The sequence below is a fragment of the Vibrio rhizosphaerae genome (assembly GCF_024347095.1).
GTDB classification, from domain to species: Bacteria; Pseudomonadota; Gammaproteobacteria; order Enterobacterales; family Vibrionaceae; genus Vibrio; species Vibrio rhizosphaerae.
In genome coordinates, this window is the sequence record NZ_AP024903.1 from 711,879 (window position 1) to 736,038 (window position 24,160).

Annotated in this window: 17 protein-coding genes, 4 tRNA genes and 3 rRNA genes; 13 read left to right on the forward strand and 11 right to left on the reverse strand. The window is 45.3% G+C overall.

The features are described 5' to 3' along the window. The first annotated feature begins 179 nt into the window (after window positions 1-179). Window positions 180-2,171 (forward strand): transglycosylase SLT domain-containing protein, encoded by a 1,992-nt coding sequence (locus OCV37_RS03245; RefSeq protein WP_169739338.1) that lies wholly within the window; start codon window positions 180-182, stop codon window positions 2,169-2,171. A 59-nt stretch (window positions 2,172-2,230) separates the two neighbouring features. Beyond that, window positions 2,231-2,530, forward strand: coding sequence for a trp operon repressor (trpR, locus tag OCV37_RS03250; protein ID WP_038178259.1), 300 nt, complete (start codon window positions 2,231-2,233; stop codon window positions 2,528-2,530). Between the two features lie 89 nt (window positions 2,531-2,619). On the opposite strand, the gene OCV37_RS03255 is transcribed toward trpR, so the two are convergent. The 8 genes from OCV37_RS03255 to bamD all read right to left on the reverse strand — a co-directional run bounded on the left by OCV37_RS03255 (window position 2,620) and on the right by bamD (window position 11,373). After that, entirely contained in the window at window positions 2,620-4,002 is a 1,383-nt protein-coding gene (locus tag OCV37_RS03255; RefSeq protein WP_038178041.1) for a class II fumarate hydratase, read from the reverse strand. A gap of 17 nt (window positions 4,003-4,019) precedes the next feature. Continuing rightward, the gene (locus OCV37_RS03260) at window positions 4,020-4,403 is read right to left on the reverse strand and encodes a hypothetical protein (protein ID WP_038178040.1); all 384 of its coding nucleotides are present in this window, start codon (window positions 4,401-4,403) and stop codon (window positions 4,020-4,022) included. A gap of 74 nt (window positions 4,404-4,477) precedes the next feature. Continuing rightward, a complete protein-coding gene (gene yjjX, locus OCV37_RS03265; protein ID WP_038178039.1) occupies window positions 4,478-5,020 on the reverse strand; it encodes an inosine/xanthosine triphosphatase in 543 nt (180 codons plus the stop codon). Continuing rightward, window positions 5,020-7,344, reverse strand: coding sequence for a putative bifunctional diguanylate cyclase/phosphodiesterase (locus tag OCV37_RS03270; protein WP_038178038.1), 2,325 nt, complete (start codon window positions 7,342-7,344; stop codon window positions 5,020-5,022). Before OCV37_RS03270 ends, yjjX begins: the two co-directional genes overlap by 1 nt. Further along, a complete protein-coding gene (locus OCV37_RS03275) occupies window positions 7,328-8,365 on the reverse strand; it encodes a polyamine ABC transporter substrate-binding protein (RefSeq protein ID WP_390902288.1) in 1,038 nt (345 codons plus the stop codon). The genes OCV37_RS03270 and OCV37_RS03275 overlap by 17 nt, the downstream gene beginning before the upstream one ends. Before the next feature lie 185 nt (window positions 8,366-8,550). Then, the gene (pheA, locus tag OCV37_RS03280; protein WP_038178036.1) at window positions 8,551-9,726 is read right to left on the reverse strand and encodes a prephenate dehydratase; all 1,176 of its coding nucleotides are present in this window, start codon (window positions 9,724-9,726) and stop codon (window positions 8,551-8,553) included. A 225-nt stretch (window positions 9,727-9,951) separates the two neighbouring features. Next, on the reverse strand, window positions 9,952-10,281 hold the full coding sequence (hpf, locus tag OCV37_RS03285) for a ribosome hibernation-promoting factor, HPF/YfiA family (protein WP_038178035.1): 330 nt from the start codon (window positions 10,279-10,281) through the stop codon (window positions 9,952-9,954). 363 nt (window positions 10,282-10,644) lie between these two features. Continuing rightward, window positions 10,645-11,373, reverse strand: a complete 729-nt coding sequence (bamD, locus tag OCV37_RS03290; protein ID WP_038178034.1) for an outer membrane protein assembly factor BamD — start codon at window positions 11,371-11,373, stop codon at window positions 10,645-10,647. Window positions 11,374-11,524: 151 nt separating this feature from the next. On the opposite strand from bamD, the gene rluD reads away from it, so the two are divergent. The 11 genes from rluD (at window position 11,525) to OCV37_RS03345 (ending at window position 22,883) form a co-directional block, all read left to right on the forward strand. After that, window positions 11,525-12,505 carry a 23S rRNA pseudouridine(1911/1915/1917) synthase RluD gene (gene rluD / locus OCV37_RS03295; RefSeq protein WP_038178033.1) on the forward strand — a complete coding sequence of 327 codons (981 nt, stop codon included), beginning with the start codon at window positions 11,525-11,527 and terminating at the stop codon, window positions 12,503-12,505. Beyond that, a complete protein-coding gene (gene pgeF, locus OCV37_RS03300) occupies window positions 12,502-13,221 on the forward strand; it encodes a peptidoglycan editing factor PgeF (RefSeq protein ID WP_038178032.1) in 720 nt (239 codons plus the stop codon). The genes rluD and pgeF overlap by 4 nt, the downstream gene beginning before the upstream one ends. A gap of 109 nt (window positions 13,222-13,330) precedes the next feature. Further along, window positions 13,331-15,904, forward strand: a complete 2,574-nt coding sequence (gene clpB, locus OCV37_RS03305; RefSeq protein ID WP_038178031.1) for an ATP-dependent chaperone ClpB — start codon at window positions 13,331-13,333, stop codon at window positions 15,902-15,904. A gap of 642 nt (window positions 15,905-16,546) precedes the next feature. Continuing rightward, a 16S ribosomal RNA gene (locus tag OCV37_RS03310) occupies window positions 16,547-18,088 on the forward strand. Between the two features lie 184 nt (window positions 18,089-18,272). Further along, window positions 18,273-18,349 (forward strand) — tRNA-Ile (locus OCV37_RS03315). 98 nt (window positions 18,350-18,447) lie between these two features. Continuing rightward, window positions 18,448-18,523, forward strand: a tRNA-Ala gene (locus OCV37_RS03320). Window positions 18,524-18,958: 435 nt separating this feature from the next. After that, window positions 18,959-21,847 (forward strand): 23S ribosomal RNA (locus tag OCV37_RS03325). 86 nt (window positions 21,848-21,933) lie between these two features. Continuing rightward, window positions 21,934-22,049: ribosomal RNA gene (gene rrf / locus OCV37_RS03330) — 5S ribosomal RNA — on the forward strand. Together the 16S, 23S and 5S rRNA genes with 4 tRNA genes alongside form the textbook arrangement of a ribosomal RNA operon. A 164-nt stretch (window positions 22,050-22,213) precedes the next feature. Further along, window positions 22,214-22,290: transfer RNA gene (locus tag OCV37_RS03335), tRNA-Asp, on the forward strand. Between the two features lie 31 nt (window positions 22,291-22,321). Next, window positions 22,322-22,398, forward strand: a tRNA-Trp gene (locus tag OCV37_RS03340). A 317-nt stretch (window positions 22,399-22,715) separates the two neighbouring features. Then, window positions 22,716-22,883, forward strand: a complete 168-nt coding sequence (locus OCV37_RS03345) for a hypothetical protein (RefSeq protein WP_157635022.1) — start codon at window positions 22,716-22,718, stop codon at window positions 22,881-22,883. A gap of 43 nt (window positions 22,884-22,926) precedes the next feature. On the opposite strand, the gene OCV37_RS03350 is transcribed toward OCV37_RS03345, so the two are convergent. The 3 genes from OCV37_RS03350 to OCV37_RS03360 form a co-directional block, all read right to left on the reverse strand. Next, window positions 22,927-23,247 carry a hypothetical protein gene (locus OCV37_RS03350; RefSeq protein WP_051680633.1) on the reverse strand — a complete coding sequence of 107 codons (321 nt, stop codon included), beginning with the start codon at window positions 23,245-23,247 and terminating at the stop codon, window positions 22,927-22,929. Continuing rightward, window positions 23,244-23,606: a hypothetical protein gene (locus tag OCV37_RS03355; RefSeq protein WP_038182644.1), complete on the reverse strand. Its 363-nt coding sequence runs from the start codon at window positions 23,604-23,606 to the stop codon at window positions 23,244-23,246. Before OCV37_RS03355 ends, OCV37_RS03350 begins: the two co-directional genes overlap by 4 nt. Window positions 23,607-23,910: 304 nt before the next feature. Continuing rightward, window positions 23,911-24,132: a hypothetical protein gene (locus tag OCV37_RS03360; RefSeq protein WP_038182641.1), complete on the reverse strand. Its 222-nt coding sequence runs from the start codon at window positions 24,130-24,132 to the stop codon at window positions 23,911-23,913. Window positions 24,133-24,160: the final 28 nt, after the last annotated feature.

The window sequence follows — 24,160 nt, forward strand, 5'->3', positions numbered from 1 at the left end:
ACTGTTACTCATAGACCAAAACGGTCATTTTATACTAATCAGATGACATTTGTTACTCACAGACATTTTTTTCATGCAGACTTTGGGGTGTCAGATCATTTGGGAAAAAATTTACAAATTGATGTTGTTTGAAATTTTTTGTTAATTTAGCCTCTCTCATGTAATAAATGAGGAAAAACATGACTAAAATGTTAAAAAGTCGTTTTGGGAGAGTCGGGCCGATTACATCGTTTATGAACGGTTTTTGGGGGAGAGTACTGCCGGTTTTACTTGGGGTGGTTATCGGCAATGGGTATGTACCGTGTGGTTTGGCACAAAGTGATTTAACTCTGGATCAACAACGTCAGCTTTACGAGCGTGCTCAGCTCTGGTTGGATCAACAAGATGTGCAAAAATACCATCGTATCCGTGACCAACTACTTGATTATCCTTTAACACCTTACCTCGACTATCGTTCTATTTTAGTCAACATTGGTGATAAACCCCCTTTGGTTATCAAAAATTTTATTGATAGTCATCGTAATTTCCCGTTTGCCGGACGTATCAGTGCACCTTATTTAGATGCGCTCGCGCAGAAGAAAAAGTGGTCAGTGTTACTGACTTATCAAAAATCCATTCCCAATCAAGAAAAATATCGCTGCTATTACTACACCGCGATGTGGCATACCGGTAGAAAAAATGAAGCTTATCAAGGGGCTGAGTCACTGTGGTTGAGTGGCAATAGTGTCTCTGATGCGTGTGATTTTCTGTTTTCTCAGTGGCGTAAAACGCCGCTTTTTACTGACCGACAAATCATTGACCGAATGTTTCTCGCCTTTGAGCAGCGAAGTTTCTCTCTGATGCAGTATCTGAGTCGACAGTTGAAAACGGAGCAGGCACAGGCGCAGCGGTTGATTGATATTTATCGCGATCCGAAGCGAGTCCTGACTTTGATGAATCGCGATGTATTCAGTGAGGATGATGCTAAAACGGTCGTGCTTGGTTTGAAAAAATGGGCAGCAGAGAAGCCGATTGCCGTGTATTCGCTGATCGCACAGCATCAGTTATCGTTGTTGAGTTCTGAAGAACTGAACCATCTGGCTCTCTATGTTGCCAGCCAATTGCTGGATGAAACATCGGTATCGGGGATCACCGAATGGCGTGATCAAGTGATTGCCGCAAGTGGGGATGCACCGTTAATTGAACAGCGTATTCGTCAGGAAATCCGGCGTGGAGATTGGCAGCGTATTCATCGTTGGATTCGCTATTTACCTGAATCGCAACAACAGTTACCCGGATGGCAATTCTGGCTCGGTCGGAGCGAAATCGAATTGGGCAATGAAGCGGAAGGGATCAATAAATTAGCAGCGCTTACCGAATTGCGCAGTTTTTATGGGGTGGCGGCATCTGAAATGCTGCAACAACCCTTTGTTTACCGAACCAGTACCCTGAGTTATAACCCTGATTTGATTGAGCCTTATAAGCAGGCATTGACGCGGATTGAGGAATTGATTGAGCGGGGGAAACTAGCGGCTTCTAAAAGTGAGTGGCGTTGGTTATTGCAACGAGTGTCGGTCGAAGAGCGGGCGATGTTGGCACGTTATGCGGCGACAGCGCATTGGTATCATTTGGCTGTAGTGGCTGCGATACAGGCTAAGCTATGGGCAAATCTGGATCTGCGATTTCCCAGAGCGTATCTGAAATGGTTTGAATTTTTTGGCAATAAAAACAAGGTTGATCCGATCTCATTGATGTCTTTAGCAAGGCAGGAAAGTGCGATGGACATTGAAGCGCATTCCCCGGTGGGCGCAAAGGGGCTGATGCAAATTATGCCATCTACGGCTCGGCATGTTGCCAAGAAATACCAACTGCAATATCACAGTGCCCGTGATTTGTTTAATGTGGAAAAAAACATTGAACTGGGCAGCCAATACCTTCATGAGTTGTTGACGCGATATGACGGCAACCGGATTCTGGCTTTTGCTGCCTATAATGCCGGGCCGTACCGGGTTGATCAGTGGCTGAAAGATTCGGATGGTGAGTTGGATGTCTATCGGTTTATTGAATCGATTCCTTTCCACGAAACCAGAGGATATGTACAAAATGTCCTGATGTTCGAAAACTATTACCGTTATTTGATGGGCATCGAAGGCGATTTTTTACAGCACATCGAAGTGGAGACAAAATATTGATTCCATTGAGCGATAAAACCACTACAATGAATGATGTGTATCAATCAACGAGTACAGTCATGTTACAGCAACCAAAATTTACTGACTGGCAGTCTTTATTGGAACTGCTGAGAGAAGCATCAGAACAAGATCATCTGGCCATGTTGTTGACGATGATGATGACTTCAGATGAGCGGGAAGCGTTGGTTTCCAGAATCAATATATTTTATGAGTTACTCAAAGGTGATCTGTCTCAGCGGCAAATTAGTCAAATGCTGGGGGTTGGGGTCGCGACAATTACCCGAGGTTCAAACGAACTGAAAGCATGTTCCGAAGATAATAAAGCAGCCTTGATTGGACTGCTGGTTGACAAGAATTAACCCTCCGTTGAATCAAGCCGATTGATATTGATTACCTGATTGAGTGCGTCCCAATCGGCTTGATTTCTGCTCTGTATTATTTTGAAAGATTAACCGATCCCCCCTTGGGTTAGCTTTTGCGGGTCGAGTAATTTTTCCAGCTCTTCCCGGCTGAGATCCGTTTCTTCAAGTGCGACATCGAGGATCGCCCGATGTTGTTGATAAGCTTGCTTGGCGATTTTGGCTGCTTTCATGTAGCCGATGACTGGGTTGAGAGCTGTGACTAAAATCGGATTTTTCGCTAAGGCGATATCGAGGTTATCCTGACGGACCGTGAATGTTGCAATGGCTTTATCAGCCAGTGCTGTGGCACTGTTACTCAGGAGTTCAATGCTTTCCAAAATATTATGTGCAATAACCGGTAACATGACATTGAGCTGGAAATTACCGGCCTGTCCTGCGATGGTAATCGTTGCATCATTACCGATGACTTGTGCGGCTGCCATCGCGGTTGCTTCCGGAATCACCGGGTTAACTTTACCGGGCATGATTGAAGAGCCGGGTTGCAGTGCCTGCAATTCAATTTCCCCTAATCCAGCCAGCGGACCGGAATTCATCCAGCGGAGGTCATTGGAAATTTTCATCAGCGCTACCGCGGTTGTTTTTAACTGGCCTGATAACGCCACAATGGCATCTTGACTACTGAGATTGAAAAAGAAGTTCTCGCTGCTGGTGAACTGAATCCCGGTTTTCTGAGATAAGTGTTCCACAAAGGCTGCTGCAAAACGAGGATCTGCATTGATGCCTGTTCCCACCGCTGTACCGCCTTGCCCTAACGCTTTGACGGACATCAGGCTGTGCTTAATGCCCGCCATTGCATGTTGAATTTGATAGGACCAGCCGCTGAGTTCCTGCGCAAATGTCACGGGCATGGCATCCATTAAGTGGGTACGCCCCGTTTTGACGCAATGACCAATTTCTGTACTTTTATGATCAAGGGTTTTAATCAGATGGCTCAATGCAGGGAGCAACTGTTGTTCGATCGAGAGTGTACTACTGATTTGAATGGCGGTCGGGACAACATCGTTACTGCTTTGTCCCATATTGACATGATCGTTTGGATGAATCGGAGTCCCGAGAGTTTGGGAAGCCAGTGTTGCAATAACTTCATTGGCATTCATGTTTGAGCTGGTACCGGAACCGGTTTGAAAAATATCGATAGGGAACTGTTCTAAGTGCTGCCCGTCAATAATTTGTTGTGATGCAAGGCAGATTGCATTGGCAATTTCATCCTCTAGCAGGCCTAATTGAATATTGGTGTGTGCGGCGGCCTGTTTGATATAAGCCAAAGCCTGAATAAAGCCGCGAGGCATTGGTCGTTGACTGATGGAGAAATTATTCACCGCGCGTTGTGTTTGTGCCTGATAAAGAGCATCCGCAGGAACCAGCACTTCTCCCATACTATCGGTTTCTGTTCTGAATGTTTGTTTCATGAGTGCGCTCCTATATGTTATTCATCGAGTATGGTCTGAATACTTCTTACCTGTTGTTGTAATGCCATCAGTTTGACATCACCGTCCTTTAACTGACGATAATAGCGTTTGAGTGTGAGTAGTGGGATATGAATCGAATCAAGGCAGATTCGGCGGAAAATTCGGCTGTAGATAGGGTCTTGAATTGCGTCAAGAAGATGAAAAAATATCCGCCGGAGAAACAATTCATGGAGGAGGCCGTTTTCATGATGCGTTTCGGGACGATACAGCGACGCAAGCAGCAGCCCACTCTGAATATATTCCTGAATGATTTCAGGTTCAAAGCCAGTCGGCTGGTGGTGTTGAATAAACCGATCCTGAGCTTTGAAAAAAGTGCTATATAAGATCTCTTCTTGATACATAGCCACCTCACAGTATAATGATAATTATTATCATCTTAATCTGTTGGATGCAAGTGAATGCATTCAGGCGTGGTTCAATTCTGAGTAAGAGTCAAGTTATCAGGATAAAGTGTCGGATTGGCGAAAGGAACAAGCGCCAGAATCAAAGCCTGATGATAAACAGAGCTGCGGGTCAGACGATGGTTGGTGAGTAAGCCGATAGCACCGCCTTGCTGTTTGATGTTCGTTGTCTGAAACAGGTCGTCCATAATACTGCCAAGCTCGTTTTCGGTATTTAATTGTGTGACGACTTCGGGGGGAAGCGGCAGACTTGCAGAACGTGATTCACCTCTTTTTTGCCCCGACTCCACCACCATCCAAGCGTAAGTAAATTGACCTTCTACACCGGCTTCCAGACCAACATAGAAATCAGCATCCGGTACTTGTTTCCGGGCATTGGCCACACGATTCAGGGCGCCTAAATGAGTTTCTGAATCGCTCATCGGCTGATCGGCGACGTGACTGGGGACGGAGATCCCGATCACTTCTGCCTGAAGGGTCGGGAATACTTCCTGAAAAGCATTCTCTACGGCTTTAATTTTAACCGGATTGAGCGATGCAATAATAATTCGGTTCATCATGGTGTTCCTTTTGATTGTTCAGCAAGGGTTGTCAGCTCTTTGATTGATAGGGGTTTACCGAAATAATATCCCTGTAAATAATCACATTGGTATTCCTGTAACCATTGATACATACTTTCTGTTTCGATCCCCTCAGCCGTGACTTCCATATTCTGAGAGTGGCACAGGTCAATCAATGGCTTCACTACCTGATGTTTTTGAGTGTTAATTAAAGTATCAAGAAATTGGCGATCTAATTTTATCTTTTGTACCGGATATTGAACCAACTGAGCAATCGATGAGTATCCGGAGCCAAAGTCATCGATCGTCAGACCAAATCCGAGTTTCGATAATTCGTGTAATAAGGGAAAGCTCTGAGATTCGGCTGCAAACGTTTCGGTAATTTCAAACTCTACCAAATCGACCGGAATCTGATAAGAGGTCGCAAGGGTTTCGATATATTCTGCCAGTTGTAGGGAGTTCAGTTCTGCCGATGACAGATTGATTGCGATTTTTTTCGGTTCATCCTCAATGGCTTGTAACATGGCGAATTCTTCAAATGCTTTATGGATCACCCAGCGGTCAATTTCACCGAATAATCCGGTTTGCTCTGCAATAGGAATGAACTCGTCAGGAGAAATTTCACCTAACTGAAGTGATTCCCAGCGCAACAATACTTCATATCCGTTAATGGTTTTTTCAGAACTGGTGAAATAGGGTTGATAAACCAAACTGAACTCATGATCGAAAGAACCGTTTCTAAGCGCCCGCTCGATGTTTGCCCGGCGCTGGACAATTTTATCCAGTGCTTTTGAGTAGTGTGCAATCTGGTTTTTGCCGGCATTTTTTGCCTGATACATCGCGGTATCCGCATTGGAAAGGAGTTTCTCAATATGTTGGCCATCTTCAGGAAAGGTCGCAATTCCGATACTGGCAGTAATCGGAAAATGTCCGATGGGGGAATGCGTCCGGTTTTTGATGGGGGCTAATAATTTTTGAGCAAACTGATCGACGATGTCGCGGTGTTGAGGTGAGGCGTGCAGAAGAATGGCAAATTCATCTCCGGAAAGCCGGGCGGCCAGACAATATACGTCATGAGTCTGGTTAAAGTGTTGGCACAGTGCTTTGATATGATTAGCAAAATTAATCAGCAGTGAATCCCCGATTTGATGCCCGTATTTATCATTAACATATTTAAAGTTGTCTAAATCAATATAGAGTGCCCAGACTGATGAGTGAGCCTGAGAAAGAATGGCTTTAGCATGGCGTTGAAACTGATGGCGGTTGGCCAGATTGGTGAGATGATCGTTCTCTGCTAATAATTTCGTTTGCTGATAAGTTTTTTCTAATTCGGTATACATCACATAAAAGCGAGAGGATAAGCGTCCGATTTCATCATTACTCGACAAAACTTCAATATTTTTGCGTTTATTATTTTCAACTTCCTGCAATTGATGATCCAGCCGGGTGATTGGGTTAATCACATGTCTGTACAGCAAGAGCAATAATAAGATCACGGTAAAAAATGCCGAGATATTAAATGCTAAGATTAACTCTTTTTGAATGGCATTCAGTTGTTGGTCGAGGATCAACGGTGCCGGGTCCAGCGTCGCGAACCAGCCGGGCTGAAGTTCAACGGTCTGGATCAGATCTTCTTTGATGGCTGCTTTATTTTCAGTCGGTCGATGTGTAAAAAAGATAGTTGTCTGATTGGTGTACTCGAGGCTTTTTTTCAGGTGATTGAAACGATCAAGGGTTGCGTAGACAAGCACGAAAAAGATTTCATTCTGGTTATAACTTAGTGGGGTTTGTAGGGTTTTTGTATCTAACACATCATAACGAATTAGGACGCCTTCTCCTGATGAGTTTTCAGTGTAGCCGATATAAGTTGGTTTTTTGGTTCGCTGGTAAACTTGCTCAGTATATTTTAGAAGTTTGGGATCCATCTGGGCAAAAGGATCATGACTCCTGTCGACATAGTAAAGAACCTTGTGCTGACTGTCTAAAATCGATAATGCAACAAACTGTTGTTGCTTGGGTTGAAGTGCGTAAATGGTACCATTGAGGTTATCCACCAATTCAAGTTCCCGAAATGGATTCTGTTCATGATGAACATAGTGACGAATAATATCGCTTTTTGCCAATGTATAGGCGTAACTACTAACCAGAGTATTTGTCTGACGATAATAGCCCGCCAATTTTTCCATATTGAGCTGTAGATAACTATCGGTCCGTTTGATAAGCGCATCTCTTTGCGTAACATAAATAATGTAACTCGATGCAGCTGCACTCAATAAAATAACGGGTGCGATGAGTAATAATATTCTATGGCTGAGCTTCATACTGATTCATTAAACTATTGATGATTTTGGACCGAATATTTAAATTCAAGGGTGAAAGTTCTGTATCCATGATGATGTTCTGTCTGTTTCCGATGGGGGGAAAAATACTCTCATCATGAATAAAGCTGGCAGGAAGTCGTTTGAGTGCTGCCTGATTAGGCGTTGCAGCTCCGATATCCAGCGCATTTTGAGCGGCGATGTCTGGTCGCATCAGATAATTCAGAAAATCTTTGGCTGCCTTTTTATTTTCTGAATTACTATTAATAGCCATACAATCTACCCAGATGAATATGGGACCGTCAGGTGTGATAAATTTCCAGTTGTTCGTGTGAAAATAGCGGTTCAGTGAATATTGATCGCCGCTATATCCTAATGCCATGTATAGGTTGTCATTATCTTGGTGGCTTCTCACATAACTGAGTGCATATTCATAAGTGATGATATTGGCGTTGAAACGTTCCATGGCATGATAAGCGGCTCTCAATTCAGATAAAGAATCGGTTATCGGGGATAATCCCTGTGAGTATAGGAAAGGTAATAAGGTTTCGATACTGTCTTGTATCATGCCGATATGTCCTTTGACTGTCGGCGGTGGATTCATGAATTCAGACCACGTTCTCGGCGGTGAAGGGACTTTATTTGCTCGATAGACAATCCCTACGCTTCCCCAAAAATAAGGAACCGCATGCGTCCCGCAAACTTGATTCCAACGAGGATCGATATACTGACGGTTTTCTAATGATGACAAATCTTCAAACGCATCCTGACGGGCAAAAATCTGGGCAGAAACATTGTCCAGAACAATAATATCAAAAGGAAGCTGAAAACTTTTCAGCATGAGAAGACTACGTTCATCATCATTATCGAAATGAAATAGATGTAAAGGGATATTAAAATATTTATCCCATTCCGAGGTGACATGTTTGGATAATGTATCTTCCCACAGATAAATATTCAGTTCTGAGGCAGTCGCTGTTAAAGGAAAAGCAGCAAAGGTAAGCATCAGTATTCTAGCCAGTATTTTAATGATCATTTATATGTTCGAACCTGACGTATGCCGATCCTACAGATGAGGTAGGTGCTATTTGCTACTTTATCCTGTATCTCAGCGAACAATACAACAAAAACTACGGTTGGGTGAGGGGATTCATTCTATGTTGTCGATGCCGTATTGTCAGCCTTATCACAGTGAAAATCGTTAATTTTTCAATATTGATCCACCCGTGTCGGTTTTACATTTTCAATGGGGTAACATCCCAGCACTTTGAGGAATTTGGTTAAGTGAGTCAGTTCTTCCAAAGCTTTCTGCATCTCAGGCGAGGCTAAATGTGCCGCTAAGTCAACATAGAACATCTCTTCCCAGGGATTGCCCATAACGGGTCTCGACTCTAGCTTAGTCATATTGATACCTAATTTTTGCAATACCTGAAGTGTTGAAACTAAAGCCCCGGCTTCTTGGGAGGTTGCCATAATCAGTGTGGTTTTGGCTGGGATCTGTAAGGACACTTCGACTGGTTTGCGAGCCACAATAATGAAGCGGGTATAGTTTTCGGTTTGATTCGCAATATTGGTTTTGATGGGTTGCAATCCATACAGCTTGCCACTGGAAGCATTACCGATTGCCACAGCATCATGACGGTTCATCGCTTTGACTTTCTGCATAGCATCTGCAGTGCTGATACAAGATTCGAGAGTTGCATGGCGCATATACCCTAAAAACTCGCTACACTGCTGTAGTGGTTGTGGATGGGAGTAAAGGACCCGAATCTCTTCCAGTGGTATATCTTGTGTGGCTAACAAGCAATGCTCTATCGGTAAGGTTAGTTCCCCGACGATGTGTAATGTTGTGCGCTGAAGCAAATCATAGACTTCGTTGATGGAGCCCGAGCTGGTATTTTCTATCGGTAATACACCGTAATCTGCATGTCCGGATTCGACCGCTTTGGTAACATCTTTGAATTGTTCGCTATTCATCTCAATCAGTTCGACATTTTTTCGACTGAAATATTCACGGGTCGCCAAATGTGAATAGGAGCCTTTCGCGCCGAGAAAAGCGACGCGGGATGTTGGTTTTCTGTGGACCGGGTTGGCTAAACTCTGTAAATAGTTTTGTTGCAATAATACGGAATCTTCGATGATGGTATAGAACACTTTAGTGATATAAGGGGCATCTAACTGGTATTTTTCTTTGCCATTATTAATCAGTTTAACCAGTAACTGTTGTTCTCTGTCGGCATCGCGCACGGGTTTTGCGGTTTCTACTTTGCTTTTGGCAACTTCAATGCTCAATTTCCGGCGTTCGGAGAGTAATTGAAGTAACTGATCGTCTAACTCGTTCAGTCTTAAGCGAATATCCTGCAAAGAGTACTTCTGAGACGTCATAATATATCCTCATAAGAAAAGACCTCCGTACAGAGAGGAGGCCTCCAATTGTTATTTTATAGGCGCAATGATTGTGATTTTGATTCGGTGTTTCAGCGCTGATTCTCGGGATGCATCTAAAATTGAAAATGGTAATGAGTCACACAATAAGCAAGGTGTCATAAGGCGTCAAGCAAAAAAACAGCGCTGGTTCAGCGCTGTTTACAAAGTGGGATGATTTGATTTTTACAAGATTTCAGATGGGTCAATTTTGTCTTTATCCGTCCGTCTTGCTTCTGGTTTATGTCTCAATTTATTAAGCTGACGTTCTAGTTTTTGTTCGACTTCATTCACTGCGATATAGAGATCTTCGTGTGTGGCCGAGGCAACCAGTTGTCCTTTGGGGATAGAAATAACAGCTTCGAATTTTTTCTTTTTATCCGGTTCTTCTTGGAAAGTTGTCTGGCAGCCAATGATGTCAACTTGCCATTTTTCCAGTTTTTTGATTTTCCCTTCGATATGCTCGCGGATTGCAGAGGTGACTTCAATATTCTTACCGATAATGTTTACATTCATAGATGATTCCTCTGTTGCTATCCCATCTGGATTACCTTCAGATTACCTGTTTGATATGGAAAAAATGTGACATAAATCACTTAAATGGGCGGTAAATTCGGAGGTCGAAGCAAACGTGATCTGTCGCAAAGAGTCATCGCGAGAAAGTGAAAAAAGAGTTGAGAATATTTTATGTCACGATAGATTAGAGAAAGGTTGAACTGAAAAATACTTGTTTTTTAGTGGCTTGTTTCAGCTTGTTAAAAGTTACCATGCTGCTCGTCCCGCACAATCCGCTGTTTTATTCCCCCAAAAAGTCATCTTGCTCTTCCTCAAATCAATGAGAAAGAGCAAGCGGTCCGTCGATGACCCATTTTCTTGTGATTATTCGACAGGATTCAATTTGATAAGTGTTTGTGTCCGTTTCACCGCGTCAGTCAAGCCTAATTGTTGGTAGGCTTTTAACTGTATCTGCAATGATTCTCTTGCGGCTTCGGTATTCGGGAAAGTTTTCTGTAATTCCTGACAACGTTTAATGGCTGCGATCCACGCTTCTCTTCGCAAATAAAAATCAGCCGTCGCCAAGTCGTATTTCGCCAGTCTGTTTTTAAGGGCTAACAGCCGCTGGTGAGCATCTTTGGCGTAAGGGCTATTGGGATAACGTTCAAGCAATTTCTTAAAATCGGCAAATGCTTCTTTCGCCGGTTCAGGATCGCGATCGGAACGATCGATGTTAAATAGCTCCTGTATAAAGTTGGTATCTTGGGCGATGTTAGTTAAGCCCCGCATATACAGCACCCAATCCATTTTATCGTGTGTTGGATTTAAACGGATGAAACGATCAATCGTTGCCAGACTCATAGCGAGCTGGTCACTTTTGTAATAAGCGTAGATCAAATCAAGCTGAACCTGCTTTGAATACGCACCGAACGGATAACGCGAGTCCATGGCTTCCAATTTTTCAATTGCATTGGTCCAATTACCACTTTGCAAAGAGACTTTGGCTTCTGAGTAGAGCTGTGAAGGAGGGATATCGGGAACAACATGTTCACTACTGGAGCATCCCGCGAGAAGTGTCAGCGCAAGTAGACCTGATAAAGCTTGGTATTTCATGTCAGAAGTGGCTTCCTTTAATTCAAAATAATTCAGTGAAAGTGCTCTTTGTAAAAGGTTACGTTACTTTCTCTGTGGTAACAGATACAATGGTGCATCATTTTATCCATACTAGGGACTATTAGTCTCCTTGTTTTTTAAAAAGTTCGATATGGCTCAGCAGATTGAATTAAAGAGTACCGTAAGAGATAGTCAGTTAGGACAACGCCTCGATCAGGCGATTGCCGAACTGTTTTCTGATTTTTCCCGTTCTCGTTTGAAAGAATGGTTACTTGCCGGCAAAGTGGTTGTTGACGGAGAGGTGGTGACTAAGCCTCGTCTGAAAGTAATGGGCGGGGAAGAAATTACCCTTCACGCCGAACTGGAAGATGAAGCACGCTGGCTACCTCAGGATATTGCCTTGGACATCGTTTACGAAGATGACGATATTCTGGTGATCAATAAACCCCGAGATTTTGTGGTCCATCCCGGAGCCGGGACACCAGACGGCACAGTGTTGAATGCTTTGCTGCATCATTATCCACAAATTGCGGAAGTCCCAAGGGCGGGGATTGTTCATCGTCTCGATAAAGATACCACCGGCTTGATGGTGGTTGCGAAAACAGTACCGGCGCAGACGCGTTTAGTCAGAGCGCTTCAGAAACGCAAAATTACCCGTGAATATGAAGCGATTGCGATCGGAACAATGACCGCTGGTGGTCTGGTTGATCAGCCAATTGGACGGCATCCGACCAAACGGACATTGATGGCGGTTTCTCCGATGGGAAAACCCGCAGTGACGCATTATCGTGTGGCAGAACATTTTCGTGAGCATACGCGGATCAGATTGCGGCTGGAAACCGGGCGAACTCACCAGATTCGTGTGCATATGGCATCGATTCAGCATCCGCTGCTAGGCGATATCGCCTATGGTGGCCGTGTCCGAATTCCGAAAGGTGCGGATGAAAATGTTGTGGCGCTGATCAGAAACTTTGATCGTCAGGCATTACATGCGGTGATGTTGCGGTTTGAACATCCGGTTACCGGAGAAGAACTGGAATTTCACGCCCCGGTTCCTGACGATATGGTGATTCTGACCGAAGCGTTACGTGACGATACCGACAAATACGGAAAAGATGAGTATTCATCATGATCATTCCTGACTGGCAGCTTCCTCAAAATGTTCGGGCGGTGTCTTCGACGCGCCAGCGTGGCGTTTCTACCGGCGCATATCAAAGCTTGAACTTGGGGATGCATGTCGGTGATTCACCGGAGCATGTCGCAACAAACCGGCAGCGAGTCATGACGTATGCGGAAATGCCGTCAGCCCCGGTGTGGATGAATCAAACGCATTCAACTCAAGTTTTGAATATTGATCACCCGACGACGGATATCATCGAGGCGGATGGCATTTTTACCCGCACGCCCGGTGTCGTGTGTGCCGTGATGACCGCTGACTGCCTGCCTATTTTGATGACCAATACATCTGGGACCGAAGTTGCTGCAGTTCATGCCGGATGGCGAGGTTTAGCTGGCGGTATTCTTGAGCAAGCCGTCAGTTATTTCTCCGGTGACGTCATGGTATGGCTGGGACCTGCAATAGGAAAAGCCGCTTTCGAAGTCGGTGATGATGTGGTCACCGCATTTACTCGAGGGGATCCAATGGCAGAACAAGCCTTTGAACCCCGTCAGCAAGCTGGCAAATGGTCTGCGGATTTAGTCCGACTGGCGCAGCAACGACTACATCGAGTCGGGGTTACACAGGTTTCTGCCAGTGGCTTATGCACATACAGTGATGCACACAACTTCTTTTCTTTCCGACGTGATGGTGTCACAGGGAGACAAGCATCATTCATTTGGATCAAATAACCATCTTTTTATGGTGGTAATTTAACCACTCCCCCTTGAAAAAACGATCCGGCGTATCCATTTTTCTAACAGTGAAATTTTATTGCTCCGAAGAAAGCAGGAGATAGATATGCGTCTTGATCGATTTACCAGCAAATTTCAAATTGCTATTTCTGATGCCCAGTCACTGGCACTTGGGCGTGATCATCAATATATAGAACCCGTTCATTTGATGGTGGCTTTGCTCGATCAAAATGGTAGCCCGATTCGCCCCCTATTAACTATGTTGGATGCGGATGTCATGCATTTACGTTCCAAACTTGGAGAAATGCTTGACCGACTGCCTAAAGTCAGTGGGATTGGCGGGGAAGTTCAGTTGTCCAATACTATGGGCACACTTTTAAACATGTGTGACAAGATAGCCCAGAAACGCCAAGATGCTTATATCTCTTCCGAAATTTTTCTGCTTGCCGCGTTAGAAGACCGGGGGCCGCTCGGACAACTCCTGAAAGAGATAGGCTTGACTGAGAAAAAAGTATCAGAGGCGATCGAAAAAATTCGCGGCGGACAAAAAATCAATGATCCGAATGCGGAAGAGCTACGTCAGGCGCTTGAGAAATATACCATCGATCTGACTGAGCGTGCTGAGCAGGGCAAGCTCGATCCGGTCATTGGCCGTGATGATGAGATCCGACGGACCATTCAGGTTCTGCAGCGGCGAACCAAAAATAACCCGGTGATCATTGGTGAACCCGGTGTCGGTAAAACGGCGATTGTCGAAGGATTGGCGCAGAGAATTATCAATAGTGAGGTACCTGAAGGGCTACGCGGGCGCCGCGTTCTTTCCCTTGATATGGGGGCGCTGGTTGCCGGTGCGAAATATCGCGGAGAATTTGAAGAACGTCTGAAATCGGTGCTGAATGAGCTGGCGAAAGAAGAAGGAAACGTGATTCTGTTCATCGATGAATTGCACACGATGGTCGGTGCCGGTAAAGGTGAAGGCTCTATGGATGCCGGTAACATGTTGAAACCAGCATTGGCCAGAGGTGAACTTCACTGCGTTGGTGCAACCACACTCGACGAATACCGTCAGTATATTGAAAAAGATGCCGCGCTTGAAAGACGGTTCCAGAAAGTTCTGGTCTCTGAGCCAAGTGTTGAAGACACCGTTGCGATTCTGCGTGGGTTGAAAGAGCGATATGAGCTTCATCATCACGTCGAAATTACTGATCCTGCAATTGTCTCGGCTGCGAGCCTTTCGCATCGCTATATTTCGGATCGACAACTGCCCGATAAAGCGATTGATTTAATTGATGAGGCTGCATCGAGCATCCGTCTGCAAATCGATTCTAAGCCAGAAGCGTTGGATAAGCTTGAACGCAAAATTGTGCAGTTAAAAATCGAGCAGCAGGCACTCAGTAATGAACATGATGATGCCAGTGAAAAACGACTGAATATCATCAATGATGAACTGCAAGAGAAAGAGCGCGAGTATGCTGAATTAGAGGAAATCTGGAATGCTGAAAAGGCAGCTCTTTCAGGAACACAACATATTAAAGCTGAACTTGAACAAGCTCGTTTAGATCTTGAAGTGGCTCGAAGAGCAACCGATTTGAATCGTATGTCAGAGCTTCAGTATGGGCGGATTCCTGAATTAGAAAAACAACTCGATCTTGCTGCTCAGGCGGAGATGCAGGAAATGACCTTGTTGAAAAATAAGGTCACGGACGCAGAAATTGCAGAGGTTCTGTCCAGACAGACCGGTATTCCCGTTTCCAAAATGCTGGAAGCGGAAAAAGAGAAATTGCTTCGCATGGAAGATGCGCTGCACAGACGGGTGATAGGCCAAGGGGAAGCCGTTGAGGTCGTCTCCAATGCGATACGTCGTAGCCGAGCCGGTTTATCCGATCCTAACCGACCTATTGGTTCATTCCTATTCTTAGGGCCAACCGGCGTTGGTAAAACCGAACTATGTAAAACACTGGCTAATTTTATGTTTGACAGTGACGATGCCATGGTTCGGATCGATATGTCTGAATTTATGGAAAAACATTCTGTTGCACGTTTGGTCGGCGCACCTCCCGGTTATGTCGGATACGAAGAAGGTGGCTACCTGACTGAAGCGGTCCGGCGAAAACCTTATTCTGTCATTTTGTTAGATGAGGTTGAAAAAGCACACGCAGATGTTTTCAATATTTTGCTTCAGGTATTAGATGATGGACGTTTAACCGATGGACAAGGTCGAACAGTCGATTTTCGCAATACGGTTGTGATCATGACATCTAATTTAGGCTCATCACAGATTCAGGAACATTTTAAAGAACTGAATTATGACAGTATGAAAGCGCAAGTGATGGATGTGGTCAGTAAACATTTCCGTCCTGAGTTTCTCAACCGGATTGATGAGAGCGTCGTCTTTCATCCATTGGGTAAAGGACAGATTAAGTCAATTGCATCGATTCAAATTGAACATTTGCGTCAGCGGATGCAGGAGAAAGAGTATGATCTTGACGTTGACGATGCTGCATTAGACTTGATTGCTCAAGTCGGTTATGACCCTGTTTATGGTGCAAGGCCACTCAAACGAGCCATACAACAGTCGGTCGAAAACCCACTGGCAAAATCAATTCTGAGTGGTGCGTTGTTGCCCGGCATTCCGATTCGCCTTTCTGTAGAAGACAGCCAGATTGTGATGTCACAATAGACGATAAGATTAAAAATAATGAGAAGAGGTGCTGATGGCACCTCTTTTTTTACCTAAAAAACACCGTCATGAGCGATGGTAATGATTTGATGGGAACATATTCTTATGAAAATGAATCGTTGATGAACACTAAAAATGCGAAGTAATCCAAAGAAAAACGCTACAAAAATGGTCGCTTCGCTTGATATTTAATCTGTTGAACGAAAAAAGAAAGAATTTATAGTTTTTGCTCTTGCCAAGTTAATTTAACGCCATATAATGCGCCTCGTTGTCTCGGGACAGTGTCACGATTCAGCAGCGGATTTTGAGCTATAAATGCTCAAAAAATCGAGTAAAAAAAGTGTTTGACACAAAAGATTATCTCGCTAAAATGTCCGTCCGCTTTGAGTGCTAAATAGCGCAGAAAGCGAAGCTCTTTAACAATATAGACCAATCAATCTGTGTGGGCACTCGTCGATAAATATCCAAAAAGATTTTATCAATGAATCGAGTGACCAAATCAAGTTGGATACAGGCAACTGTGATTCAATAAGAGCACAGTCAATTCAACATTACTTATGTAATGTCACTTTTTGCTTCTGCTTTTAAAGCAGAGACAAAAAGCAGTATTCATTGAGCCGACACATCGTGTCACAAAAACTTTAATTGAAGAGTTTGATCATGGCTCAGATTGAACGCTGGCGGCAGGCCTAACACATGCAAGTCGAGCGGAAACGAGAGAAAGCTTGCTTTCTCGTCGTCGAGCGGCGGACGGGTGAGTAAAGCCTGGGAAATTGCCCTGATGTGGGGGATAACCATTGGAAACGATGGCTAATACCGCATGATGTCTACGGACCAAAGAGGGGGACCTTCGGGCCTCTCGCGTCAGGATATGCCCAGGTGGGATTAGCTAGTTGGTGGGGTAATGGCTCACCAAGGCGACGATCCCTAGCTGGTCTGAGAGGATGATCAGCCACACTGGAACTGAGACACGGTCCAGACTCCTACGGGAGGCAGCAGTGGGGAATATTGCACAATGGGCGCAAGCCTGATGCAGCCATGCCGCGTGTATGAAGAAGGCCTTCGGGTTGTAAAGTACTTTCAGCAGTGAGGAAGGATGTAGTTTTAACAGAGCTGCATTTTGACGTTAGCTGCAGAAGAAGCACCGGCTAACTCCGTGCCAGCAGCCGCGGTAATACGGAGGGTGCGAGCGTTAATCGGAATTACTGGGCGTAAAGCGCATGCAGGTGGTCTGTTAAGTCAGATGTGAAAGCCCGGGGCTTAACCCCGGAGTTGCATTTGAAACTGGCAGGCTAGAGTACTGTAGAGGGGGGTAGAATTTCAGGTGTAGCGGTGAAATGCGTAGAGATCTGAAGGAATACCGGTGGCGAAGGCGGCCCCCTGGACAGATACTGACACTCAGATGCGAAAGCGTGGGGAGCAAACAGGATTAGATACCCTGGTAGTCCACGCCGTAAACGATGTCTACTTGGAGGTTGTGACCTAGAGTCGTGGCTTTCGGAGCTAACGCGTTAAGTAGACCGCCTGGGGAGTACGGTCGCAAGATTAAAACTCAAATGAATTGACGGGGGCCCGCACAAGCGGTGGAGCATGTGGTTTAATTCGATGCAACGCGAAGAACCTTACCTACTCTTGACATCCAGAGAAGCCGGAAGAGATTCTGGTGTGCCTTCGGGAGCTCTGAGACAGGTGCTGCATGGCTGTCGTCAGCTCGTGTTGTGAAATGTTGGGTTAAGTCCCGCAACGAGCGCAACCCTTATCCTTGATTGCCAGCACTTCGGGTGGGAACTTCAGGGAGACTGCCGGTGATAAACCGGAGGAAGGTGGGGACGACGTCAAGTCATCATGGCCCTTACGAGTAGGGCTACACACGTGCTACAATGGCATATACAGAGGGCGGCTAACTTGCGAGAGTGTGCGAATCCCAAAAAGTATGTCGTAGTCCGGATTGGAGTCTGCAACTCGACTCCATGAAGTCGGAATCGCTAGTAATCGTAGATCAGAATGCTACGGTGAATACGTTCCCGGGCCTTGTACACACCGCCCGTCACACCATGGGAGTGGGCTGCAAAAGAAGCAGGTAGTTTAACCTTCGGGAGGACGCTTGCCACTTTGTGGTTCATGACTGGGGTGAAGTCGTAACAAGGTAGCGCTAGGGGAACCTGGCGCTGGATCACCTCCTTACGTAAAGATATTTTGGATGAGTGTCCACACAGATTGATTTGGTTTATAAGCAAAGAGAAATTGCACCGTGGTTTTTCTGAGTTCAAGGAAGGCAATTGACGAGGGAAGGCGTTTACATCAGTAAATAACTGACCGAGGATAAGCAGTCTGACGCAGAAGTCAGGGAAAGCACACAGCAAGAGATGGGTCTGTAGCTCAGGTGGTTAGAGCGTTCGCCTGATAAGCGAGAGGTCGGTGGTTCAAGTCCACTCAGACCCACCAAAATCATTTTCTTCTGCGTTAGATTGTTCGTTGCATATTGATATATGCGGCCTCACAATCTGCCTTGAATAAAAAGATTTGAAGAAATATCTCAAGATGGGGCTATAGCTCAGCTGGGAGAGCGCCTGCCTTGCACGCAGGAGGTCTGCGGTTCGATCCCGCATAGCTCCACCATCTTTAAGGGTTTTTAATGAAGAATCTTTAAACATGGTTTTGTCGATACAAAATCATTGCTCTTTAACAATTTGGAAAGCTGACAAAATAATGTTTGTTTCTTTGGAAACAGATGATTATTTGTAAAAGTTCTCAATACTTTCTCGAAAGAGAAAGACCAACACAATCAAGTGTTCTTGGGAATACACAGGCAACTGTGTGTTCAAATTGAGTCCGGCAAAACCAAGTCACACACTCATGTATAAAATATTGTGTGACACCTAATTAGTTGATGATATCAACCCTTAGGTTTTTGCGCTGAGGATTTTTGCCTGAGACAAGGCAGCAAGAAGGATGTCGCAGGGCGCTATCGTCTGATAGCAACCAAGCAGCCTTCGATGCTAACGCCGTATTCAGGGAAAAAGACCAAGCAAAAAAGACTTCTTCGGGTTGTATGGTTAAGTAATTAAGCGTACACGGTGGATGCCTTGGCAGTCAGAGGCGATGAAGGACGTACTAACTTGCGATAAGCGCAGATGAGGCAGTAAGAGCCACTTGAGTCTGCGATTTCCGAATGGGGAAACCCAACTGCAGCAGCAGTTATCATTAACTGAATTCATAGGTTAATGAGGCGAACCGGGAGAACTGAAACATCTAAGTACCCCGAGGAAAAGAAATCAACCGAGATTCCGAAAGTAGCGGCGAGCGAAATCGGACTAGCCCTTAAGCTTTGATAACGTTAGGTGAAGTGTCTGGAAAGGCACGCAATAGAGGGTGATAGCCCCGTAACCGAAGGCGTTATGAGAGTGAAAACGAGTAAGGCGGGACACGTGATATCCTGTCTGAAGATGGGGGGACCATCCTCCAAGGCTAAATACTCCTGACTGACCGATAGTGAACCAGTACCGTGAGGGAAAGGCGAAAAGAACCCCTGTGAGGGGAGTGAAATAGAACCTGAAACCGTGTACGTACAAGCAGTAGGAGCCTCCTTTGTGGGGTGACTGCGTACCTTTTGTATAATGGGTCAGCGACTTATATTCAGTGGCAAGGTTAACCGATTAGGGGAGCCGTAGCGAAAGCGAGTGTTAACTGCGCGTTTAGTCTCTGGATATAGACCCGAAACCGAGTGATCTAGCCATGGGCAGGTTGAAGGTTGAGTAACATCAACTGGAGGACCGAACCGACTAATGTTGAAAAATTAGCGGATGACTTGTGGCTAGGGGTGAAAGGCCAATCAAACTCGGAGATAGCTGGTTCTCCCCGAAAGCTATTTAGGTAGCGCCTCGGACGAATACTACTGGGGGTAGAGCACTGTTAAGGCTAGGGGGTCATCCCGACTTACCAACCCTTTGCAAACTCCGAATACCAGTAAGTACTATCCGGGAGACACACGGCGGGTGCTAACGTCCGTCGTGGAGAGGGAAACAACCCAGACCGCCAGCTAAGGTCCCAAATTACAGCTAAGTGGGAAACGATGTGGGAAGGCTCAGACAGCTAGGATGTTGGCTTAGAAGCAGCCATCATTTAAAGAAAGCGTAATAGCTCACTAGTCGAGTCGGCCTGCGCGGAAGATGTAACGGGGCTAAGCTGTAAACCGAAGCTGCGGCAATGTACTTTTGTATATTGGGTAGGGGAGCGTTCTGTAAGCCGTTGAAGGTGGATTGTAAAGTCTGCTGGAGGTATCAGAAGTGCGAATGCTGACATGAGTAACGACAAAGGGGGTGAAAAACCCCCTCGCCGGAAGACCAAGGGTTCCTGTCCAACGTTAATCGGGGCAGGGTGAGTCGACCCCTAAGGCGAGGCCGAAAGGCGTAGTCGATGGGAAACGGGTTAATATTCCCGTACTTGTTGTGAATGCGATGGGGGGACGGAGAAGGCTAGGTGGGCCTGGCGACGGTCGTCCAGGTTCAAGTGCGTAGGCTGTAGAGTTAGGCAAATCCGGCTCTACGATAGGCTGAGACACGATGTCGAGTCACCAAGGTGATGAAGTCATTGATGCCATGCTTCCGGGAAAAGCCTCTAAGCTTCAGTTCACAAGAAATCGTACCCCAAACCGACACAGGTGGTCGGGTAGAGAATACCAAGGCGCTTGAGAGAACTCGGGTGAAGGAACTAGGCAAAATGGTACCGTAACTTCGGGAGAAGGTACGCTCTTGCTGGTGAAGTCCCTTGCGGATGGAGCTGATGAGAGTCGCAGATACCAGGTGGCTGCAACTGTTTATTAAAAACACAGCACTGTGCAAAATCGTAAGATGACGTATACGGTGTGACGCCTGCCCGGTGCCGGAAGGTTAATTGATGGGGTTAGCTTAGGCGAAGCTCTTGATCGAAGCCCCGGTAAACGGCGGCCGTAACTATAACGGTCCTAAGGTAGCGAAATTCCTTGTCGGGTAAGTTCCGACCTGCACGAATGGCGTAATGATGGCCACGCTGTCTCCACCCGAGACTCAGTGAAATTGAAATCGCTGTGAAGATGCAGTGTACCCGCGGCTAGACGGAAAGACCCCGTGAACCTTTACTACAGCTTGGCACTGAACATTGAGCCTACATGTGTAGGATAGGTGGGAGGCTTTGAAGCAGTCACGCTAGTGATTGTGGAGCCGACCTTGAAATACCACCCTTGTATGTTTGATGTTCTAACTTGGCCCCATTATCTGGGGTGAGGACAGTGCCTGGTGGGTAGTTTGACTGGGGCGGTCTCCTCCCAAAGTGTAACGGAGGAGCACGAAGGTGGGCTAATCACGGTTGGACATCGTGAGGTTAGTGCAATGGCATAAGCCCGCTTAACTGCGAGAGTGACGGCTCGAGCAGGTGCGAAAGCAGGTCATAGTGATCCGGTGGTTCTGAATGGAAGGGCCATCGCTCAACGGATAAAAGGTACTCCGGGGATAACAGGCTGATACCGCCCAAGAGTTCATATCGACGGCGGTGTTTGGCACCTCGATGTCGGCTCATCACATCCTGGGGCTGAAGTCGGTCCCAAGGGTATGGCTGTTCGCCATTTAAAGTGGTACGCGAGCTGGGTTTAGAACGTCGTGAGACAGTTCGGTCCCTATCTGCCGTGGGCGTTGGAGAATTGAAAGGGGCTGCTCCTAGTACGAGAGGACCGGAGTGGACGAACCTCTGGTGTTCGGGTTGTGATGCCAATCGCATTGCCCGGTAGCTAAGTTCGGAATCGATAACCGCTGAAAGCATCTAAGCGGGAAGCGAGCCTTGAGATGAGTTCTCCCTGGCGCTTCAAGCGTCCTGAAGGGTTGTTCGAGACTAGAACGTTGATAGGCAGGGTGTGTAAGCGCTGTGAGGCGTTGAGCTAACCTGTACTAATTGCCCGTGAGACTTAACCATACAACACCGAAGGGGTTTTGTGGCTCAATAAGAACAAATTGATTGTGTAGAGAACAGAAAGACGGCTTTCCGAATTGAAGAATTTGCTTGGCGACCATAGCGTTTTGGACCCACCTGATTCCATGCCGAACTCAGTCGTGAAACGAAACAGCGCCGATGGTAGTGTGGGGTCTCCCCATGTGAGAGTAGGACATCGCCAGGCTTTAATTTGCAGTTTGTCTACTGAAGCTTGATGCTTTTGATAGCTGCGATGCTCATGTGCGTTTGCACACTGCGCGTCTCGCTTCAATATCCTCATCGCACAGCGACAAACTTCTAAATAAAGCGATTATTGGTAAGACTTTATTTAGAGAGAAATACCTCAGTGGAGCGGTAGTTCAGTTGGTTAGAATACCGGCCTGTCACGCCGGGGGTCGCGGGTTCGAGTCCCGTCCGCTCCGCCACTGATTTTATATTCTCGCTTTTAGCGATTACAGGGGTGTAGCTCCAATTGGCAGAGCAGCGGATTCCAAATCCGCGTGTTGGGGGTTCGAATCCCTCCACCCCTGCCATTACAAATTGCATATTTATGCAAAACGAAACCCGCTCATTGAGCGGGTTTTTTGTATCTTGAGAGGGAACAGAGTTGACACAGATCTGTGTGGTGAGTATTTTTTAAGCCGCAGGTTTAGAACCCTGTTTTCTACTTGATATATGGACTAATTAAAGTTCATGTACAGCTTTGCCATATCAAATTATGGTGAGCTGGATGAGGGCGCTTCGTGCGCACCGTTTCCAAGTAGGCGGGGTTCTAACCTTATTCAGCTCACCACCCTTAGTTTAGAGCCTTTGCGGTGGTGTATTGGTTATATTTATACTTGGGGTTCTTATGCCAGACACCAAACCAGAAAGACTCGATTTAGCCCATACAGCGCGCTTACATCTTATTGATTTGATTGCTTACGCTAAGCAAGAAGATTTAAACGAATTAAGAGAAGTGTTGGTTTATCTCAATAATCTGATCACATTTGATGAGCAGGAAAATCCACAGAGATAAAAAAAGGCTCACGATATGTGAGCCTTAAATCATTTGAATTTTATTATCTTGCCCAATATCCATAAGGAATCTTATTCGGGTCACTCGGGAGTTTTCTCAACGTATATTCATCTTGCAGATACATTCTTTCAAAATTACGCTGTCTTGCCCCATATGAAGGTAAATCTCGTAATACATTCACGATGCCCTGAACTTCTGGCGAATTAAAATGATATCCTGCATCTAGTAATCCATTCAATGATACGACTAATTCTTTATATTGATCATTTGCATCATATAAATTTTTAATTTTTTCTAACATTGAAATGAAGACACTACCTAAAGGACTTGATTTCAATTTTTTTGCCGTATCAAAGTTATTCATTTCTTTATCTCTCGAAGGAAGATTCCTGCAACAACTAAAGACAGAATTATTTCTATGGACTGAGAAAAAATATAAATACGGGGTATAGTTTGCTCTGTATACTCAAGGAGAGGGTAAACCGTTCGGATTATAATAATAATGGGGTATAACACCGCAATTATTCTCATTGACTTATGAGTAAATAAATCAATTTTTTTCCATACTCCAAATAATGCAATAACCACGAAAAATGTCATTAATTGAGTGACAAACTGGATCACTTGCTCAATCGTTGTACCGACATAATCAAATGCTGTTGCTAGTGCGATAGATAGCACAATGAAGACAAACATAAAACCGGCTAGTTTATTATTAGCCATGATAAACCCCACCTTGTAACTCTGATGACAAGGGATATTATCATACGAACAGTCATATGAGAGCTTTAAGGAGGGGTATATTGTTATGGTGAGATGTGGATTCTATCTTCGCTCCAATAAATTTATATATTTAACTAATGTTAAAATTCTTCTTATTTCCTCTGTTCTAACTGAGTAATACGAACATCCAATTTTTCCATCATCAGGCGGAGCCACTTCACATCTGTTTTTAGTGTAACACCGACGCCTATTCCGCTGGATAATGCACTGACAGCCGCAATGATTAAAGTCTGATATTCTCCCATTACTTAAATTCATCCCGCATTGTTTCCCAAAGGCCAACCAGAACGGGGATCGCCGTACCGATTAAACCGCCATACTGAACCCCGTCCGGTGTGATACTGGCGGTTAACAGTTCAGGATGACCTACAGCCAGTGCAACCCCTGCACCAATTAGCGTGAATCCCTTTTTTGTTGAGGCTTGGTTGATATCAATGCCTAGTTTATCTTTGAAAAAGTTACTCATAGTAATTTACTCTTCTTTAAATATTTGA

Bases quoted from the DNA above. Each gene is read 5' to 3' on its own strand.
- OCV37_RS03245 (WP_169739338.1), top strand. From the start codon at position 180: ATGACTAAAATGTTAAAAAGTCGTTTTGGGAGAGTCGGGCCGATTACA.
- trpR (WP_038178259.1), top strand. From the start codon at position 2,231: ATGTTACAGCAACCAAAATTTACTGACTGGCAGTCTTTATTGGAACTG.
- OCV37_RS03255 (WP_038178041.1), bottom strand. From the start codon at position 4,002: ATGAAACAAACATTCAGAACAGAAACCGATAGTATGGGAGAAGTGCTG.
- OCV37_RS03260 (WP_038178040.1), bottom strand. From the start codon at position 4,403: ATGTATCAAGAAGAGATCTTATATAGCACTTTTTTCAAAGCTCAGGAT.
- yjjX (WP_038178039.1), bottom strand. From the start codon at position 5,020: ATGAACCGAATTATTATTGCATCGCTCAATCCGGTTAAAATTAAAGCC.
- OCV37_RS03270 (WP_038178038.1), bottom strand. From the start codon at position 7,344: ATGAAGCTCAGCCATAGAATATTATTACTCATCGCACCCGTTATTTTA.
- pheA (WP_038178036.1), bottom strand. From the start codon at position 9,726: ATGACGTCTCAGAAGTACTCTTTGCAGGATATTCGCTTAAGACTGAAC.
- hpf (WP_038178035.1), bottom strand. From the start codon at position 10,281: ATGAATGTAAACATTATCGGTAAGAATATTGAAGTCACCTCTGCAATC.
- bamD (WP_038178034.1), bottom strand. From the start codon at position 11,373: ATGAAATACCAAGCTTTATCAGGTCTACTTGCGCTGACACTTCTCGCG.
- rluD (WP_038178033.1), top strand. From the start codon at position 11,525: ATGGCTCAGCAGATTGAATTAAAGAGTACCGTAAGAGATAGTCAGTTA.
- pgeF (WP_038178032.1), top strand. From the start codon at position 12,502: ATGATCATTCCTGACTGGCAGCTTCCTCAAAATGTTCGGGCGGTGTCT.
- clpB (WP_038178031.1), top strand. From the start codon at position 13,331: ATGCGTCTTGATCGATTTACCAGCAAATTTCAAATTGCTATTTCTGAT.
- OCV37_RS03345 (WP_157635022.1), top strand. From the start codon at position 22,716: ATGCCAGACACCAAACCAGAAAGACTCGATTTAGCCCATACAGCGCGC.
- OCV37_RS03350 (WP_051680633.1), bottom strand. From the start codon at position 23,247: ATGAATAACTTTGATACGGCAAAAAAATTGAAATCAAGTCCTTTAGGT.
- OCV37_RS03355 (WP_038182644.1), bottom strand. From the start codon at position 23,606: ATGGCTAATAATAAACTAGCCGGTTTTATGTTTGTCTTCATTGTGCTA.
- OCV37_RS03360 (WP_038182641.1), bottom strand. From the start codon at position 24,132: ATGAGTAACTTTTTCAAAGATAAACTAGGCATTGATATCAACCAAGCC.